Origin of the sequence: Micromonospora haikouensis (genome assembly GCF_000876225.1) — a bacterium.
Classification (GTDB): Bacteria; Actinomycetota; Actinomycetes; order Mycobacteriales; family Micromonosporaceae; genus Micromonospora; species Micromonospora haikouensis.
Genome location: NZ_JXSX01000001.1, coordinates 1,645,634 through 1,663,868 on the forward strand (window position 1 = coordinate 1,645,634; position 18,235 = coordinate 1,663,868).

General features: G+C 74.5%; 14 protein-coding genes. 12 read left to right on the forward strand and 2 right to left on the reverse strand.

Translation table 11 applies throughout. From position 1 onward, the window contains the following. The first annotated feature begins 103 nt into the window (after positions 1-103). Positions 104-1,921: a hypothetical protein gene (locus TK50_RS07380; protein ID WP_241773948.1), complete on the forward strand. Its 1,818-nt coding sequence runs from the start codon at positions 104-106 to the stop codon at positions 1,919-1,921. Positions 1,922-1,969: 48 nt separating this feature from the next. Here the strand turns inward: TK50_RS07380 and TK50_RS07385 are convergent, their stop codons facing one another. After that, positions 1,970-2,797 (reverse strand): DUF72 domain-containing protein, encoded by an 828-nt coding sequence (locus TK50_RS07385; RefSeq protein WP_198956461.1) that lies wholly within the window; start codon positions 2,795-2,797, stop codon positions 1,970-1,972. Between the two features lie 140 nt (positions 2,798-2,937). On the opposite strand from TK50_RS07385, the gene TK50_RS07390 reads away from it, so the two are divergent. The 3 genes from TK50_RS07390 to TK50_RS07400 are packed head-to-tail and all read left to right on the forward strand — an operon-like array spanning position 2,938 to position 8,500. Next, positions 2,938-3,372 carry a hypothetical protein gene (locus TK50_RS07390; protein WP_043962053.1) on the forward strand — a complete coding sequence of 145 codons (435 nt, stop codon included), beginning with the start codon at positions 2,938-2,940 and terminating at the stop codon, positions 3,370-3,372. Between the two features lie 2 nt (positions 3,373-3,374). Beyond that, positions 3,375-7,718, forward strand: a complete 4,344-nt coding sequence (eccCb, locus tag TK50_RS07395) for a type VII secretion protein EccCb (RefSeq protein ID WP_043962054.1) — start codon at positions 3,375-3,377, stop codon at positions 7,716-7,718. A 50-nt stretch (positions 7,719-7,768) separates the two neighbouring features. Next, the gene (locus TK50_RS07400; RefSeq protein ID WP_043962055.1) at positions 7,769-8,500 is read left to right on the forward strand and encodes a Clp protease N-terminal domain-containing protein; all 732 of its coding nucleotides are present in this window, start codon (positions 7,769-7,771) and stop codon (positions 8,498-8,500) included. Positions 8,501-8,550: 50 nt separating this feature from the next. Here TK50_RS07400 and TK50_RS07405 read toward each other — a convergent pair whose 3' ends face one another. Next, a complete protein-coding gene (locus tag TK50_RS07405; RefSeq protein ID WP_043962056.1) occupies positions 8,551-9,069 on the reverse strand; it encodes a hypothetical protein in 519 nt (172 codons plus the stop codon). A gap of 146 nt (positions 9,070-9,215) precedes the next feature. Here TK50_RS07405 and nfi point away from each other — a divergent pair, with 146 nt between their 5' ends. From nfi to ahcY, 8 genes are all read left to right on the forward strand, one after another. Beyond that, the gene (nfi, locus tag TK50_RS07410) at positions 9,216-9,902 is read left to right on the forward strand and encodes a deoxyribonuclease V (RefSeq protein WP_043964038.1); all 687 of its coding nucleotides are present in this window, start codon (positions 9,216-9,218) and stop codon (positions 9,900-9,902) included. Positions 9,903-10,022: 120 nt separating this feature from the next. Then, positions 10,023-11,117 (forward strand): hypothetical protein, encoded by a 1,095-nt coding sequence (locus TK50_RS07415; RefSeq protein ID WP_043964040.1) that lies wholly within the window; start codon positions 10,023-10,025, stop codon positions 11,115-11,117. Positions 11,118-11,185: 68 nt separating this feature from the next. Further along, entirely contained in the window at positions 11,186-12,571 is a 1,386-nt protein-coding gene (locus TK50_RS07420; RefSeq protein WP_043962057.1) for a phosphomannomutase/phosphoglucomutase, read from the forward strand. 62 nt (positions 12,572-12,633) lie between these two features. After that, positions 12,634-12,819 carry a Trm112 family protein gene (locus TK50_RS07425; protein ID WP_043962058.1) on the forward strand — a complete coding sequence of 62 codons (186 nt, stop codon included), beginning with the start codon at positions 12,634-12,636 and terminating at the stop codon, positions 12,817-12,819. Next, entirely contained in the window at positions 12,816-14,012 is a 1,197-nt protein-coding gene (locus tag TK50_RS07430) for an SIS domain-containing protein (protein ID WP_043962059.1), read from the forward strand. Before TK50_RS07425 ends, TK50_RS07430 begins: the two co-directional genes overlap by 4 nt. A gap of 28 nt (positions 14,013-14,040) precedes the next feature. Further along, the gene (locus TK50_RS07435; protein ID WP_043962060.1) at positions 14,041-15,066 is read left to right on the forward strand and encodes a cation diffusion facilitator family transporter; all 1,026 of its coding nucleotides are present in this window, start codon (positions 14,041-14,043) and stop codon (positions 15,064-15,066) included. 2 nt (positions 15,067-15,068) lie between these two features. Continuing rightward, positions 15,069-16,247 carry a mannose-6-phosphate isomerase, class I gene (gene manA / locus TK50_RS07440; RefSeq protein ID WP_043962061.1) on the forward strand — a complete coding sequence of 393 codons (1,179 nt, stop codon included), beginning with the start codon at positions 15,069-15,071 and terminating at the stop codon, positions 16,245-16,247. 351 nt (positions 16,248-16,598) lie between these two features. Next, positions 16,599-18,098 carry an adenosylhomocysteinase gene (gene ahcY / locus TK50_RS07445; protein ID WP_043962062.1) on the forward strand — a complete coding sequence of 500 codons (1,500 nt, stop codon included), beginning with the start codon at positions 16,599-16,601 and terminating at the stop codon, positions 18,096-18,098. Positions 18,099-18,235 lie beyond the last annotated feature (137 nt).

The following is an 18,235-nucleotide window of genomic DNA, read 5'->3' on the forward strand; positions in this document are numbered from 1 at the left end:
CTCCGATTACGGTGAGTGTCGCTTTCGTCGTGTCCGGTGATCGTCAATGCATCACGACGAAGAGATTGTGTCGAGAGAGAGGGCATTGATGCATCGGCCCAGAATGTCTAGATGGCGGCTGTTCTCCGCCGTTGCGCTCGGCGTCCTGCCGGTTCTCGCCGCCGCGCCGTCCACGGCGGCGGTTCCCGGGGAGCCGGGGCTGCTGCCGCGGGCGTCGACGACATTCGAGCACGAGTTGCTCGGAAAGGCACTTCCCGACGAATGTTTCGCCGGGATCGGGCAGCCCTATCCGGCCGGCCCGCCGTGTGCGCAGGGGCAGGCCAAGGTCAACCAGGCGTACGTGTGGTCGCTCGCCCAGGCCAACAATCGCCTGTGGTTCGGTACCGGAGCAAATGTTAACTGCATCGTAACGGGTTCGACTCTTTCCCTGCCGAACCCGCGGCTGAACGACGACTATGTCTGCGAGTTCGCGAGCAGTCAGATCGTCGTACAGAACCCGACCATGCCGACAAACGTGGGCGACCACCGGCAGCCCCGGGTGTACGTCTACGACCTGGCCTCCAAAGTGCAGACGGAGAAGACCGGCGTCATCATGAACGCGTCGCCCGACGACGCGTCCAGGCTGAAGAGGACGCTGGGCCTGCGGGCCGGCGGAACGCACCAGGGCGTGGTCCTGCTCGCCGGGCCGGCCCTCGGCCAGACGGTCAACATGTTCGCCTTCGACACGGTCACCGGCGACTACCTCGGCTCGGCCAACTTCACCAAGTACGGCAACATCCGCCACTTCCTGGTGGCCGGCGACGTCCTCTACGCGGGCGTCGGGGTCGGTGCCAACGGCCGCGACGGCGGGTACATGCTGCGCTGGGCCGGCGACCGGACCAACCCGTTCAACTTCGTCGAGGTCGGCAAGCTGCCGGCCCAGATCGCCGACCTGACCGAGCACGACGGTCGGGTCTTCGTCAGCACCTGGTCGGCGGCGACCGGCGGGTCGCTCGCCGCGCGTTCGACGGCTCGCGCCGGCTGGGGCCGTCCCGGCGTCACGCCGGCCGACGAGGCCAACCCCGCCGTCGCCGGCGTCTGGATGAGCCCGCCGCTGGCCGACGGCGCGCCCGGCCTGACGGAGGAGGACACCGCCGGCTGGAAGCAGGTCTGGAGCGCGGCGTCCTACGAGCCGGACCCGGTCATCGCCGGCACGTACGGCCTCGGTGCGCTGATGTCCTACCAGGGCTACCTCTACTGGGGGACCATGCACGTCCCGATGAAGTCGACGAGCGTGGTCGCCGACCTGTACCCGCCGGCCGACGAGACCGCGGCGCGGGCGATGCTGGAGAACACCCAGCGCCCGGTGAGCATCTTCCGGGGCAAGCGGTTCGACACCGACCGGGAGAAGGTGGAGCTGCTCTACGGGGAGCGGGTGCTGCCGGCGTACGACCCGGCGGCGAACGAGGGCGCGGGCGCCTGGAAGTGGACCCCCACCGGCTACAAGCCGAAGTACGGCCACAGCGGGTTCGGCAACGTCTACACCAACTACACCTGGACCATGGCCGTCGCCGGCGGCCGGTTGTTCGTCGGCACGATGGACTGGAGCTACCTCGCGAAGGACCTGCTGCCCGAGGCCGCGCGGCAGATGGGCTTCGCCAACGCGGCGCGTGGGCTCAGCGACGACCTGGACCCGATCGAGATCGACCCGGAGCTCTACGGCGGCGACCTGTACGTGTTCGAGTCGAGCCTGCGGCCCGCCACCGCGGTGGACACGAAGGGGCTGGGCAACTACCTCAACTACGGCTTCCGCACCATGGTCGCCGACGGCTCGACCCTGTACCTCGGGATGGCCAACCCGATGAACCTGCGTACCGACCCGACCGACGACGTGCCGGAGGGCGGCTGGGAGCTGATCAGGCTCACCCCCACCGGGCGCTGACCGGTCCCGGGGGGCTGCCCGGCGGCACCGGGCAGCCCTCCGGGGCACTCAGAAGAGGGTGAGGGGCCCGACCGGCACCGGCTCGGGCAGCGCCTCGACGCCGGGCACGCGCCCGCGCACCTCGTCGTGGAACCGGCGGGCGAGCGCGGGCGCGTCGGCATTGTCCGGGGTGTGGACGAACACGGTGGGCGAGCGGCCCTCGCGCAGCCAGCCGGCGACCACGTCGACCCAGTGCCGCCAGCCGTCGACGGTCCGCTCGGGGTCGTCGCGGCCGAGGTACCGCACGATCGGCCGGTCGGTCAGCGCGCGGGTCCGCAGCGGCAGGCGCGGCTTCCTCGTCCACGCCTCCCGCTCCGCGTCGCTGGTCGGCGGGCTCGCGAAGAACGCGGTGGTGTCGAACGGGATCCACTCGGCGTCGGTGACGGCGAGCGTCTCCTCGAGCAGCCGCGCCGCGTGGGCGTCGGCGAAGAACGCGGGATGGCGCACCTCCACGGCCTGCCGGTGGGAGGCGGGGAGCCGGCGCAGGAACCGGGCCAGCGCGGGCACGTCGGCCGGGGCGAACGACCCCGGCAACTGGACCCAGAGCGCGTGGGCCCGGGGCCCGAGCGGCTCGATCGCGTCGAGGAAGGCGCCCAGCTCGGCGTCGGCGTCGGCGAGGCGGCGCTCGTGGGTGACGAGCTTGGGCAGCTTGACCACGAACCGGAAGTCGGGCCCGGTCTGCCGCGCCCACGACGCCACGGCGTCCCGGCTCGGGGTCGCGTAGAACGTCGTGTTCCCCTCGACCGCGTCGCACCAGCCGGCGTAGTGCCGCAGGCGCTCCTGGGCGGGCAGCGGGTGCGCCAGGAAGCGCCCCTGCCACGACCGGTGCGCCCACATCGCGCATCCCACGTGCAGCCGCATGGGCCAGACCCTATCCGGGCGCGCCGGGCCGGGGTCCGCCCCGGGTGGCACGGGCCCACCGGACTGGCGTCGGTGGTGTTGAATGTGGACATCCCGCCCGTCTGACGGAGGTGCGCATGTCGGAGCTTCAGCTGCTCGTGGAGCCTGCCGCGGCGGTCTCCGCCGAACGGGTCGACCAGCTCACCGGCGGGCTCGCCGACGACCTGCGGTCCGTGCGGGGGCTACGCGTCGCGTACGCCCAGTCGCCCGCGACCACCCACGGCAAGTCGCAGCAGGCCTGGGAGTTGGGGATGCTGGCCGTCGGCGGCCTCTTCTCGGCCGCCACCATGCGCACGATCGCGCTGATCGCGGTGGCCTACGCCGACCGGATCAAGGCCCGGTCGGTCCGGCTGCGCCGGGGTGACCGGGAGTTGGTGATCACCGGGGCGACGAAGGTCGACGACGCGCTCGTCGCCCAGCTCGTCGCGCTGCTGGCCGACCCGCCCCCGCCTGCCGGGCCGGGCGCGCTGCCGCCGGCGGGGACGAGCGGCGGTGCCGCCGCCGGGGGCTGACCGTGGGACAGCGCCGCGCCCTGCTGATCGCCAACGACCGGTACGTCGACGAGGCGCTGAGCGACCTGTACGCGCCCCGGGAGGAGGCGCGGGACCTGCTGAGCCTGCTCGCCGACGCGGACATCGGCGCGTTCGACCAGACCATGCTGCTGGAGAACGAGTCGAAGAGCTCGATCGAGCGGGCCATGGAGTCGATGCTGCGCGCGGCCGGCCCGGAGGACCTGGTCCTGCTCTACTTCTCCGGTCACGGGGTGCGCAGCAGCAAGCGGGGCCGGCTGCACCTGGCGGTGTCGAACACGGAGGTCGACCGGCTCTCCTCCACCGCGGTGTCGGCGTCGTTCGTCCGCGAGCTGCTCGACGAGTCGGACGCGGCGAGCTTCGTGCTCCTGCTCGACTGCTGCTACAGCGGGGCGTTCGAGGGGCAGGGCCTCAAGACCACCGACGACCTGGCCATCGACGGCGAGCTGAAGACCGGGTACGGCCGGTACGTGATCACCGCCACCAACTCCGTGGAGCGCGCCGACGACGGCCGCCCCGCGTCGGGGGCCGCGCCCCGGCTGCGCTCGGCGTTCACCGAGACGGTCATCCAGGGCCTCAGCACCGGTGCCGCCGACCTCACGGGCCAGGGCCGGATCACCCCGGACGACCTGTGGCGGTATGTGCGGATGGAGCTGCCGAGGCGCACGACGTCGCAGTCGCCGTCGCAGTTCGGGCAGGTCAGCGACGAGATCCACATCGCGCTGTCGCGGGAGGGCCACCACCGCCAGCGGCAGCGCCGCGACCACCGGGACCTGCGCCTCGGCGACCTGCTCGGGCCGCTGGAGCCGACCGACGACGTGCGGCTCTGCGCGGTCGACTGGCGGCGGCGCGGGCTGCTCAAGGTGCCGGTCGGCCAGGCCCACCGGCTCGACCAGCCGGCCGGCGAGCCGCTCTGGCTCGACCTCGCCTCGTCCGAGGGGCACCTGCTGGTGGTGGGGCGGGCCGGGACGGGCAAGACCACGCTGCTACGCACCATCGTCGGCGGGCTGGCGCTGACCCACTCCGACCAGGAGGTGGCCTTCCACTGCCTGGAGTCCGGCGGGAACTGGTTGGGCCCGATGCGCCGCCTGCCGCACGTGCGCGAGGTCGTCGGCGACGACGAGGTCGCCGAGGTCGGCGCGCTGCTGGACCGGCTGGAGCGGGACGTCCTCGCCCGCAAGAAGCTGTTCCGCCGCTACGAGCTGGAGTCGCCGACGGGCCTGCGCGCCCGGCGCGCCACCCTGGACGGCGGGCCGTACCCGGACGTGTTCCTGGTGGTCGACCGCTGGCAGGACTTCGCCGCCCTGCTGCCGGACTTCACCGCCCGGGTGGTCGACCTGGCCAACAAGGGCCTGGGGTACGGCGTGCACGTGGCCGTCGTCGAGCGCAGCTGGCGGGCGATCCCGGAGGAGCTGCTGGAGCTGCCGCAGGCCAGGATCGAGACCCGGCTGTCCCAGCCGCAGGAGTCGCGGGTCAGCCCCGACCTGGCGGGGCGGCTGCCGGCGAACCTGCCGGGCTGGGCGATCCACGGCCGGCGCACCTTCCGCATCGCCCTGCCGGACCTGACGGTCAGCGACGCCGATCCGGAGACCGAGGCCCCCGGCGCGGTGGACGAGGCGGGGCTCATGGTGTCGCTGATCGCGCAGGCGTGGTCGGACGCGCGGGAGCCCGAGGAGGCCGTCGCCGGCCGGCGGGGGCGGGTGCCGTTCTCCGGGCACACCGACGAGGCGCTGGCCCTGATCGGCGTGGCGGACTACGCGGCGCTGGTCGACTTCGCGGGCGCCGACGAGCCGCTCGGCCCGGACTTCCTGCGGCTGCCGATCGGCGTGGCGGAGGACGGCCGGCCGGTGCTGCTGGATCTGAAGGAGTCCGCCCGGGAGGGGATGGGCCCGCACGGAGTGCTGGTCGGCGCGCCCGCGTCGGGCAAGGGCGAGCTCCTGCGGGCGCTCGTGCTCGGGCTCGCGGCCCGGCACTCCGTCGCCCGGTTCAACGTGCTGCTGATGGACTTCAAGGGCGGCGCGGCCTTCGCCGGGCTGGACGGGCTGCCGCACGTCGCCGGGCACGTCGCCAACCTCGCCGAGGACCCGGCCCTGGTCGACCGGCTGCGGGACGCGCTCGGCGGCGAGCTGGCCCGCCGGCAGGAGCTGCTGCGGTCCGCCGGCACGCTGCCGAACTGGTGGGCGTACGAGCAGGCCAGGGCGGCCGGTGCGGAGCTGGTGGAGCTGCCGGTGCTGCTGGTCGTCTGCGACGAGTTCGCCGACCTGCTCACCGTCCAGCCGGACCTGGGCGAGCTGTTCGCCCGGATCGGCCGGGTCGGCCGCGCGCTGGGCGTGCACCTGCTGCTGGCCGGCCAGCGGGTCGAGGAGAGCCGGCTGCGCGGGCTGGACAACTACCTGTCGTACCGGATCGCCCTGCGGACGTTCACGGCGCAGGAGAGCCGGCTGGTGATCGGGGTGCCCGACGCGTACGGGTTGCCGTCGCTCCCCGGGAGCGGCTACCTGCGCACCGGGTCGGGTGATCCGGTCCGGTTCCGGGCGGCGTACGTCTCGGGGCCGGTGGGCCTGCGCACCGGCTACGCGGAGCCGCCGCCGCCCGATCTGGCCGGGCACAGCCTCGCGGACGTCGTGGTGGGCCGGCTGCGCGGCGCTGGACCCCGTGCCCGGCAGGTCTGGTTGCCGCCGCTGGACGCCTCGCCCACCCTGGGTGGGCTGCTGCCGCCGGTCGACCCGAGCGCCCCCGGGCAGCCGGCCCACCTGCCGGGGTTCCTCGCCGTGCCCGTCGGGGTCGTCGACCGACCTTACGAGCAGCGTCGCGACCCGCTGACTGTGGAGCTGGCCGGCGCGGGCGGGCACGTCGCCGTGGTGGGCGCGCCGCTGACCGGCAAGAGCACGCTGGTGCTGACGGTGGTGGCCGCGCTGGCCCTGACCCACAGCCCCCGGGAGGTGCAGTTCTTCTGCCTCGACTTCGGCGGCGGGCGGCTGGGCGTCCTCGCCGGGTTGCCGCACGTGTCCGGGGTGGCCGGGCGGCGTGACGTCGAGGCGGTGGGCCGGACCGTCGCCGAGGTGGTGGGGATCCTCGACCGGCGCGAGGACCGGTTCGCGGAGCTGGGGATCGAGTCCATGGCGGCCTACCGCCGCCTGCGCGCCGAGGGCGCGCATCCCGACGACCCGTTCGGCGACGTGTTCCTCGTGGTCGACGGCTGGCCGACGCTGCGGCGGGAGCACGAGGAGCTGGAGGAGGCCGTCGCCGACGTCGCCGTCCGTGGGCTGACCTACGGGGTGCACCTGCTCGTCACCTCCGGCCGCTGGGGCGACTTCCGGCCCGGTCTGCGGGACCGCCTCGAAACCCGGTTGGAGCTGCGCCTCGCCGACCCGTACGAGTCGGAGATGGGCCGGCGGGCGGCGGCGAACGTCCCGGAGCGGTCCCCCGGGCGCGGCCTCGCGGGCGATCGGGCGCACTTCCTGGCCGCCCTGCCGCGCGTCGACGGCCGCGACGGCGTCGCCGACCTGGCGGAGGCGACGGCCGAGCTGGTGGCGGGGGTGGCCGCGGCGTGGCCGGGGGAGGCGGCGCCGCCGGTGCGGCTGCTGCCGCTGCGGCTGACGGTCGCCGAGCTGGACCGCGCGTGCCCCGCCGGGGAGCGGGGCCTGCCGATCGGGCTGGACGAGGCGACGCTGGGCCCGGTGGTGCTCGACCCGGCGACCGACCCGCACCTGGTCGTCTTCGGCGACGCCGAGTGCGGCAAGACGAACCTGCTCCGGCTCGTCGCCCGGCAGGTCGCCGCGCGTCACTCCCCGGCCGAGGCCCGGCTGGTGCTCGCCGACTACCGGCGGGGCCTGCTCGGCGCCGTCGAGGGGGAGCACCTGCTCGACTACGCCCCCTCCGAGCAGTCCTTCGCCCAGACGGTCGCGGAGATCCGTGCCGTCCTGCATGAACGGCTCCCGGGCCCGGACGTCACCCCGCAGCAGCTACGCGAACGGAGCTGGTGGCGGGGCCCGGAGCTGTTCGTCCTGGTGGACGACTACGACCTCATGGCGGCGGGCGGGACCAACCCGCTGAACGCCCTGCGGGAGCTGCTGCCGGTGGCGGGGGACGTCGGCCTGCACGTGGTGCTGGCCCGGCGGAGCGGCGGGGCGGGGCGCGCGATCTACGAGCCGGTGCTGCAGACCCTGCGGGAGCTGGGCTCGGCCGGGCTGCTGATGTCGGGCGACCGGGGGGAGGGGGCGATCCTCGGGAGCCTGCGCCCGCGTCCGCTGCCGCCGGGCCGGGGGGTGCTGGTCCGCCGCCGGGAGGGGCAGCAGTTGATCCAGACCGCGCTCGTGGAGGCGTGATCGTCAACCTCGGGTTGACGATCCGAGGTGCGTCAACCTATGGTTGACGCATGACGGAATACGCCCAGCTTCCCAGTTCGGTCCGGCTCGACGACCTCATCGCGGGGATCAAGAAGGCCCGCCCCGACGTGCTCGACCAGCTCGCCGACGCGGTCGTGGTCGCCGACCACCTCGGCGACATCGCCGATCACCTCATCGGCCACTTCGTCGACCAGGCCCGCCGCTCCGGCGCGTCCTGGACGGAGATCGGCCGCAGCATGGGGGTCAGCAAGCAGGCCGCCCAGAAGCGTTCCGCCGCCAAGGCGGAGACCGCCGCCACGCTCGACCCGAGCGCCGGTTTCGGCCGGTTCACCCCGCGCGCCCGCAACGTGGTGCTGGCCTCGCAGGAGGAGGCGCGCGCCGCCGGCAACGCCGAGATCACCCCGGGACACGTCGTGCTCGGCCTGCTCGCCGAGCCGGAGGGACTGGCGGCCGCGTTGATCGCGGCCCGGGGCGTACCCCTGGAGCGGGTCCGGGAGGCCGTCACCGCGACCCTGCCGGCGCAGGCCGACGTGGTCCCGGAGCTGGTCCCCTTCGACGCGCGGGCCAAGAAGGTCCTGGAGCTGACGTTCCGGGAGGCGCTGCGTATGGGGCACAACTACGTCGGCACGGAGCACATCCTACTCGCACTGCTGGAGGAGGAGGGCGGCGACGGCGTGCTCGGCGGGCTCGGCCTAAAGAAGGACGCCATGGAGTCCGCCGTGGAGGGCGCGCTGGCCGAGCTGACCCGCAAGCGGGCCTGAACCGCGTCGGGCACGCGCCACGGGGGTGCGTGCCCGACGTGCGGCGGGGATCAGTCTTCGGCGGGGAAGCCGTAGCGGGCCGCGTGCTCCGGGTCGGCCGGGTCGACCTGCCGGATGCCGGCGTCGGCGAGCCGCTTGTTCACCTCGTCGAGCTGCTCCCGGACCAGCCGGGCCTCCTCCTCGGTGACCCGCCCCCGGTGCGGCTTGCCGGCGTGCTCGATCGTGCCGTAGTCGACCTTCTCGGCGCCCTTGCGGGCCTTCGGCGGGCGCACCCGCTCGGCGGTCTTCAGCAACTGGGCCATCGGCACGTCGGTGGCCATCGCGTCGAACTCGCTGGCCGTCAGCACCACCCGGCGGGGCTCGCCGCCGCCGTGCCGGTCGTGGATCTCGACCACCGCGACGTCCAGGGCCGCGTCGTCGATGCTCTCCACCTCCGTCGCGGTGGCGTCCAGCTGCACGGGCCCGGCGACCAGGTCGGGGTGCTCCAGCACCACGACGCGGACCACCTCGTCGTCCGGCTGCAGAACGGTGCCGCTGAAGTCGGAGACGTGGATCGTCTTCTTGCCCATGCGCGGAGCTTCTCCTGTCGGTGACCGGTTGTCGGACCAGAAGAAATTACCCGACAGGTGTGCGAAAGGACGGGCTGGACCGGACGGGTGTGTCGCCGCGGCGGCACGCCGCGCCGGGGGCGTGGGGCGCCGCCTACGATCACCGGGTGGACACCCCGGTCGCCGCCCCGCCGCCCCGGACCGAGGCCGAGGCGCTCGCCGTGCAGGACGGGCTGCGCCCGCTGGTGGACCTCACCGGGCCGGGACCCGCCGCGCCCGCGACGGTGGCCGGCCTCGACGTCGCGTACGCCGAGAGCGGCGACCGGCTCGCGGCGGCCGTCACCGTGCTGGACGCCCGGACGCTGGCCGTGGTGGACCAGGCGGTGAGCGTGGGCCGGCCCGCCTTCCCGTACGTCCCCGGGCTGTTCGCCTTCCGGGAGCTGCCCGCCCTGCTGGCGGCGTTGGAGCTGCTGACCGTCCGCCCCGAGCTGCTGGTCTGCGACGGGCACGGGCTGGCCCATCCGCGCCGGTTCGGGCTCGCCTGCCACCTGGGCGTGGTCACCGGCCTGCCGGCGATCGGGGTCGGCAAGACGCCGCTGGTGGGCCGGTGGGAGCCGCCGGCCGGGGCGCGTGGCGCCTGGTCCCCGCTGTGCGACGGCGGGGAAGTGGTGGGCCGGGTGCTGCGCACGAGGGACGGCGTGAAGCCGGTCTTCGTGAGCGTCGGGCACCGGATGGGGCTGGAGAACGCGTGCGCCCGGGTGCTCGCGCTGACCCCCCACTACCGGCTGCCGGAGACCACCCGCACCGCCGACCGGCTCTGCCGCGCCGCGCTCGCGAGCCGCAGCGGGGTGTGAGAAGGGAACCCTTCTCTACCGCAGGCGTCAACAAGGGGCCCCGCCTTTCCGCGCCGAGCCGCGATCGGCGACCGGTAGTAACCTGACCCGCGGACCCGGAAGGGAGAAACGGCGGTGATCATGGCGCTACGTCGGCACGCGACGCGGCTCGCGGCGGTCTGCGTGATGCTGGGCGGCCTGGTGGCCGCCGGGGCGTCGCCGGCCCTGGCCGAGGGCGACTCGGTGCGGGTGCGCGCCACCGACAGCTTCCGGCCGGGCGGCTCGCCCGGCGCGGTCAACGTCGAGGTGCGCAAGCGCACCGAGGGCTGCGTGGTGCTGCGCACCGGGCTGGGCCTGAGTCTCGCCGGCCTCGCCGCCAACCAGGTCACCGCGCAGGTGAGCCTCGGGGGCCGCTGGGTCCCGGTGCCGGTCTCCGGCGGCGGGGGAGCGGTCGCCACGGGCCGGTCCGCCCCGACGAACCCGACCCTGTGCAAGGGCAAGGGCGTCACCATGCGCTACCGGCTGACGTTCGCGGCGGGGGCACCGGGCGGCCGGCTCACGGTGGTCGGCGAGGCGCTCGACGGGCGGGGCCGGGCCATCGGCCGGGACGCCGTCGCGGCCAAGGTGGTCGGGCCGCGGGCCGCGAGCCCGTCGCCCACCCCGAGCCGCAGCCCGTCGCGGTCGCCGAGCCCGAGCCCGAGCCCGACGGCGGAGCCCACGACGGACGCGCCGACGGCCGGGGAGCCGACCCTGGCCGCCGTCGCCGCCGAGGCCGGCGGGCCCGGCACCGTGGCCGCGGCCGAGGAGGGCTCCGGCGGGCTGTCCTGGATCATGCTCTTCGGCGTCGGCCTGGTCGTGCTGGGCGTCGGCCTGATCGTGCTGCTGGTGCGCCGGTCGCGGGCCGACCGGGAGCCGGCCGCCGACGCCGACGCCGTCCCCGGCGTCCCGCTGCCGCGCAACCCCGGCGGCACCACCTACCGGTCGGCGACCCCCGCGCCGCCCACGCCGGGCCGGACGCCGCCGACCCCCGGGGTGTACGGCCGGCCGGCCGCGCCACCGTCCGGCGGGGTCTACGGCGCCCGCCCCGGTCCGTCGGCCGCTCCGCCGCCCACCGGCGGGGTCTACGGCGGCGGCGCGGCGCAGCCCGCCGGCGGTGGCGGGTCGGGGCCTGGCGAGCCGCCCGCGCCCGCCGGTGGGGGCGACGCGACGACGATCATGCCGCGCCTGCCCGGCTGAGGCCGGCGGCCCCCCGGTGCTCCGATACGCTCAGGCCGTTGGCGACCTGCGGCGAAGGAGCGAAGCGCGTGTCTGATCTGTCCCGGATCGTGAAGGCGTACGACGTCCGTGGGACGGTGCCGGACCAATGGGACGAACGGGTCGCCGAGGCCCTGGGGGCCGCCTTCGGGCAGGTGCTCGCCGCCGCCGGTGAGCCCGGCGACGCGGTCGTGATCGCGCACGACATGCGGGCCAGCGGGCCGGGCCTGGCGGAGGCGTTCGCCGCGGGCGTCCGGGCCGAGGGCCGCTCGGTGATCGAGCTGGGGCTCGCCTCCACCGACATGCTCTACTACGCCTCCGGCACCCTCGGGCTGCCCGGGGCGATGTTCACGGCCAGCCACAACCCGGCGCAGTACAACGGCATCAAGATGTGCCGGGCCGGCGCCCGCCCGATCGGCCAGGACAGCGGGCTGGCCGAGATCCGGGACCGGGCGCAGGCCCTGCTCGACTCCGGGGCCGCCCGTCCGGCCGGCGCGCCGACGCGGCCGACGCAGCGGCGCGACCTGCGCCCGGAGTACGCGGCCCACCTGCGCAAGCTGGTCGACCTGTCCGGCATCCGGCCGCTGAAGGTCGTGGTCGACGCGGGCAACGGGATGGGCGGCTGGACGGTGCCCAGCGTCCTCGGCGACGCCGTGCTGCCCGCGCTGCCGCTGGAGATCGTGCCGCTCTACTTCGAGCTGGACGGCACCTTCCCCAACCACGAGGCCAACCCGCTGGACCCGGCCAACCTGGTCGACCTCCAGCGGGCCGTCCGCGAGCACGGCGCCGACCTGGGGCTGGCGTTCGACGGCGACGCCGACCGCTGCTTCGTGGTCGACGAGCGCGGCGAGCCGGTCTCCCCGTCGGCGATCACCGCCCTGGTGGCGGTCCGCGAGCTGGCCAAGCACCCCGGCTCCACGGTGATCCACAACCCGATCACCTCGCGCGCGGTGCCGGAGATCATCCGCGAGCACGGCGGCGAGCCGGTGGTGACCCGGGTCGGCCACTCCTTCATCAAGGCCGAGATGGCCCGCACCAACGCCGTCTTCGGCGGCGAGCACTCCGCCCACTACTACTTCCGTGAGTTCTGGTTTGCCGACACCGGCATGCTGGCCGCCATGCACGCGCTCGCGGCGCTCGGCGGGCAGGCCCTGCCCCTGTCCGAGCTGGCCCGCGAGTACGAGCGCTACGTCGCCTCCGGCGAGATCAACTCCACGGTGGCCGACCAGGCGGCGAGCATCGCGCAGGTGCGTGCCGCGTACCCGCAGGCTGCGGTCGACGAGCTGGACGGGCTGACCCTGAGCTTCCCCGACGGCGCCTGGTTCAACCTGCGCGCCAGCAACACCGAGCCGCTGCTGCGGCTGAACGTCGAGGCACCGACCGAGGAACGGATGATCTCCCTCCGCGACGAGGTGCTCGACCGGGTTCGCCGATAAGATCCCCTGCGCCGGCCGGCACCGCCGACCGCCGCCTACGCACCCGTGGAAGGAGCCGCACCGTGGCCCTGGACCCGCAGTTGCTCGAGATCCTCGCCTGTCCGGACACACACCACGCCCCCCTCGACTACGACGCGGGGGCACAGACGCTGACCTGCACCGAGTGCGGGCGGATCTTCGAGGTGCGCGACGACGTGCCGGTGCTGCTGCTCGACGAGGCGCGCGGCGGACCCGCGCAGCAGTCGTGATGGAGGGGACGGCCGGGGTCAGCGGGCACCGGCACGCCGACGAGGCCCTGCTGGACAACCCGGACGCCCTCGCCGAGCACGACCCGGGCGGCATGCTGCGGTTCATGGCCTCGGCCGGGGCGCAGGTGCGGGAGTCCGCCGCCCTGGCGGCCGAGGCCAACCTCACCGTGCTCGCCGACGAGGGCCGCCCCCGGGCGGTCGTCATCGCCGGCATCGGCACCGCCGGGCGTACCGGGGACGTGCTGGCCACGGTCGCCGGGCCGCGCTGCCCGGTGCCGGTCATCCCGCACCGCAGCGCCGGTGTGCCCGGCTGGGTGGGCGCGGCCGACGTGGTGATCGCGGTCAGCGCCTCCGGCCGCAGCCCCGAGGCGCTCGGCGCGGCCGAGGCCGCCCACCGTCGGGGGGCCCGCCTGGTCGCCGTCGGCGCGCCCGACTCGCAGTTGCAGTCGGTGGCCGAGCGGGCCCGGGCGCCGTTCATCCCGGTGCCCCGCCGCGCCCCGGCCCGGGCCAGCCTGTGGGCGCTCACCGTGCCGGTTCTGCTCGCCGCCCGTACGCTCGGGCTCGTGAAGGTCAACGAGGCGGATCTCGCGGAGACGGCGGCGCGGCTCGACGCCGACGCCGACCGCTGCCGTCCCACGGCCGAGTCGTTCGTCAACCCGGCGAAGTCGCTGGCCCTGGGGCTGGCCGGCTCGGTGCCGATCGTCTGGGGCTCGTCGCCGCTGGCGACCGTCGCGGCCCGCCGGTTCGGCGACACCCTGTCGGCCAACGCCCGCTACCCGGTGGTCAGCGGGGCGCTCGGCGAGGCCGGCCGGGGCCGCGTCGGCCTGCTCGACGGTGTGTTCGGCGGGCTGGCCGAGGGGGAGCGGGACATCTTCGCCGACCCGGGCGAGTCCGACGGCGACGGCACCCGGCTGCGGCTGGTGCTGCTGCGCGACGGCGGGCTCAACGCCGAGGACGACGCCGACGAGCCGCTGGCGGTCGAGGAGCGCCGGGCCGACGCCGTGCAGACGCTCGCCGAGCGGCGCGGGGTCCGCTGCGACGTGGTGACGGCCGAGGGCGGCTCCGCGCTGGAGCGGCTCGCCTCGCTGGTGGCGGTGCCCGACTTCGCCTCCGTCTACCTCGCCCTGGCACACGGGCTGGACCCGATGGCGGTTCCGGCCATCACCGAGATGAAGGAGCTGGCAAACCAGTGAGCACGTGCGGCATCGAACGGGGACAGCGGTGAGCGCCAACGGCGGCACGAAGGCGATCGTCGCGGCCCTGCTGGCCAACGTCGGCATCGCGGTCACGAAGTTCATCGCGTTCCTGTTGACGGGCTCCTCGTCGATGCTCGCCGAGTCGATCCACTCGGTGGCCGACTCGGGCAACCAGGGCCTGCTGCTGCTCGGCGGCAAGCGGGCCCGGCGCGAGGCCACCCCGCAGCACCCCTTCGGGTACGGCCGGGAGCGCTACGTCTACGCGTTCATCGTGGCCATCGTGCTGTTCAGCCTCGGCGGCCTGTTCGCGCTCTACGAGGCGTGGCACAAGGCGGCCGACCCGCACCCGATCGAGAGCTGGCAGTGGGTGCCGGTCGTCGTCCTGGTGGCGGCGATCGTGATGGAGAGCTTCTCCTTCCGCACGGCGATCGTGGAGTCGAACCTCATCCGGGGCAACCAGTCCTGGGTGCGGTTCATCCGCCGGTCCAAGGCCCCCGAGCTGCCGGTGGTGCTGCTGGAGGACTTCGGCGCGCTGGTCGGTCTGGTCTTCGCCCTGTTCGGCGTCGGGATGACCCTGATCACCGGCAACGGCATGTGGGACGCGGCCGGCACGGCGATGATCGGCGTCCTGCTGGTGGTCATCGCGGTCACCCTGGCGATCGAGACCAAGAGCCTGCTGCTCGGCGAGGGCGCCGAGGCGACCGACGTGGCGACCATCGAGCGGGCCGTCACCGACGGCCCGGAGGTGGAGCGGATCATCCACATGAAGACGCTCTACCTGGGCCCGGAGGAACTGCTGGTGGCCGCGAAGATCGCGGTGCCGGCGTGCGAGAGCGCCGAGGAGCTGGCCCGGGGGATCAACGCCGTCGAGGCGCGGATCCGCGCGGCCGTCCCCGTCGCCCGGGTGATCTACCTGGAGCCGGACATCTGGTCCGCCACCGCGCAGCGGGCCGGCACCGGCGCCGCCGCGCACACCGCCGTCGCCACGCCGGAGGCCGCCACGCCGAAGGCGGCGGTGGCCGGCGCGGACGAGTCGCACGCCGGGGGCTGACCATGGAACAGCTGCACGGCCCGATCCGGGACTACGCCTGGGGTTCGCGCTCGGCGATCGCCGGGTTGCAGGGGCGGTCGGTGCCGAGCCCCGGGCCGGAGGCGGAGCTGTGGTTGGGCGCGCACCCGGGCGCCCCGGCCAGCGTGCAGCGCGACGGCGAGCCGGTGAGCCTGCTCGACGTGTTGGCGGCTGAGCCGGGGCGCTGGCTCGGTGAGCGGTCGGTGCGCCGCTTCGGCCCCCGGCTGCCGTTCCTGCTCAAGGTGCTCGCCGCCGACACCCCGCTGAGCCTGCAGGCGCACCCCGACGCGGAGCAGGCCCGCGCCGGGTACGCGGCCGACGCGGCGCGTCCGGTGGGGGAGCGCAACTACGCCGACCCCCACCACAAGCCGGAGCTGCTGGTCGCGCTCACGCCGTTCTCGGCGCTGTGCGGCTTCCGCGACCCGGCGGTGTCGGCCGCGGCGCTGGCCGCCTTCGGCGTACGGGCGCTGGAGCCGGTGGTGGCGGCGCTGCACGAGGGGCCGGCGGGGCTGCGGGAGGCCGTCCGGCTGCTGCTGAGCTGGCCGGAGGCCGAGCGGGCGGGGCTGGTGGAGGCCGTGCTCGCCGCAGAGGCCGCCGGGCCGGACGCGGCGCTGGCGCACGCGCTGGCCGCCCACTATCCCGGCGACCCGGGGGTGCTGGTGGCGCTGCTGCTGCACCACGTGCGGCTCGCGCCGGGGGAGGCGATCTGGATGCCGGCCGGCAACCTGCACGCCTACCTGCGCGGCACCGGCGTGGAGATCATGGCGGCCAGCGACAACGTGCTGCGCGGCGGCCTGACCCCGAAGCGGGTCGACGTCGACGAGCTGCTGCGGGTGCTGCGCTTCGAGGTGCTCGGCGACCCTCTGGTGACCCCGGAGCAGGTGGCCCCGGGCGTGGTGCGCTGGCCGGTGCCGGTCGACGACTTCGCGCTGTACCGGGCGGTCGTGGCCGGTGCGCCGGTGCGGCTCGCGGTGCCGGGGCCCCGCGTGGTGCTCTGCCGCGCCGGGAAGGTCTCGGCCGACGACGGGACGGGCGCGGTGACCCTCGCCCCGGGGCAGGCCGCGATCGGCCCCGCCGACGCGGGGCCGCTCGTCCTCGACGGCGAGGGCGAGGCGTACGTGGCGACCAGCGGGTTGGACCGAGGCGCCCTCGGGGCCGGCTAAAGCCGGGCTTGGGTCCGGCTTGGCCGGGCCTGTCTCCGGCTCGTCCGGCCTGCCTGCGGCGGGGCGGCCGACAGTGGCGGGTGAGGCGGGGCCGGCCTGGCGGATCCGACGACACAAATCGGGAATTTCCGAAATGGCTTGACGATGTGCTGTCTCCGGGTAACTTCTTAGGTGCGCAGCGTCACCGCGACGAAGGTCCGGCGGCGCGCGGGGAACCAAACCGGGGGGATGCACGGGGCGGCCGGACCGTGGGCGGACAGTCCGCTCGCGACCGACCGCCCCGTGCGCTGTCCGTCTCCGCGCGTAAGGTGGAGGGTCGCGCAGCACTTCGTTCGTTCGACAGGAGCTTCCATGACCAGCACCCTCCCGGCGGCCCACCACGGCACGCCGTCCGAGGCCCGGCCGAGCACCCTCGCCGAGGGCGACTACAAGGTGGCGGATCTGTCGCTCGCCGAGTTCGGGCGCAAGGAGATCCAGCTCGCCGAGCACGAGATGCCGGGCCTGATGGCGATCCGCCGCGAGTTCGCGCAGGCGCAGCCCCTCGCCGGGGCGCGCATCACCGGCTCCCTGCACATGACGATCCAGACCGCCGTGCTGATCGAGACCCTGGTCGCGCTCGGCGCGCAGGTCCGCTGGGCGTCGTGCAACATCTTCTCCACCCAGGACCACGCCGCCGCCGCGATCGTCGTCGGCCCGGACGGCACCCCCGACGCGCCGGCCGGCGTCCCGGTCTACGCCTGGAAGGGCGAGAGCCTCCAGGAATACTGGTGGTGCACCGAGCGGGTGCTCGACTGGCCCGACGGCCAGGGCCCCAACATGATCCTCGACGACGGTGGCGACGCGACCCTGCTCGTCCACAAGGGCGTCGAGTTCGAGAAGTCCGGTGTCGTGCCGCCGGTGGAGTCGGCCGACTCCGAGGAGTACGCGGTCATCCTGGAGGTGCTGCACCGCTCCCTCGCCTCCGACGGGCAGCGGTGGACCCGGATCGCCGCCGGCATCAAGGGCGTGACCGAGGAGACCACCACCGGCGTGCACCGGCTCTACGAGATGCACCGCGCCGGCACGCTGCTCTTCCCGGCCATCAACGTCAACGACTCGGTCACCAAGAGCAAGTTCGACAACAAGTACGGCTGCCGCCACTCGCTGATCGACGGCATCAACCGGGCCACCGACGTGCTGATCGGCGGCAAGATGGCCGTCGTGCTCGGCTACGGCGACGTGGGCAAGGGCTGCGCCGAGTCGCTGCGCGGCCAGGGCGCCCGGGTCGTGGTGACCGAGGTCGACCCGATCTGCGCCCTCCAGGCGGCGATGGACGGCTACCAGGTCTCCACCCTGGACGACGTCGTCGAGCAGGCCGACATCTTCATCACCGCCACCGGCTGCTTCGACGTCATCACCAACGAGCACATGGCCCGGATGAAGCACCAGGCCATCGTCGGCAACATCGGGCACTTCGACAACGAGATCGACATGGCCGGCCTGGCCAAGCGTTCCGACGTCGAGCGGATCAACATCAAGCCGCAGGTCGACCTGTGGCGGTTCGCCGACGGGCACGCGATCATCGTGCTCTCCGAGGGGCGCCTGCTGAACCTGGGCAACGCCACCGGCCACCCGAGCTTCGTGATGTCGAACTCGTTCGCCAACCAGACGATCGCCCAGATCGAGCTGTTCACCAAGACCGAGGAATACCCGATCGGCGTCTACGTGCTGCCGAAGCACCTCGACGAGAAGGTCGCCCGGCTGCACCTGGACGCGCTCGGCGCGAAGCTGAGCACGTTGACCAAGGAGCAGGCCGCCTACCTGGGCGTCTCCCCGGAGGGCCCGTTCAAGCCGGAGCACTACCGGTACTGAGCCAGCACGACAGGGACCGGGTCGGCCGCGCGGCGGCGGGCCCGGTCCCTTCGCGTACGGGGGCCGCGGCGGCGGCCCCGCGGTGCGCCGTGGCCGGGCGGGTGACGTGGCGAAGAACAACTTGACGGAGCCGGGTC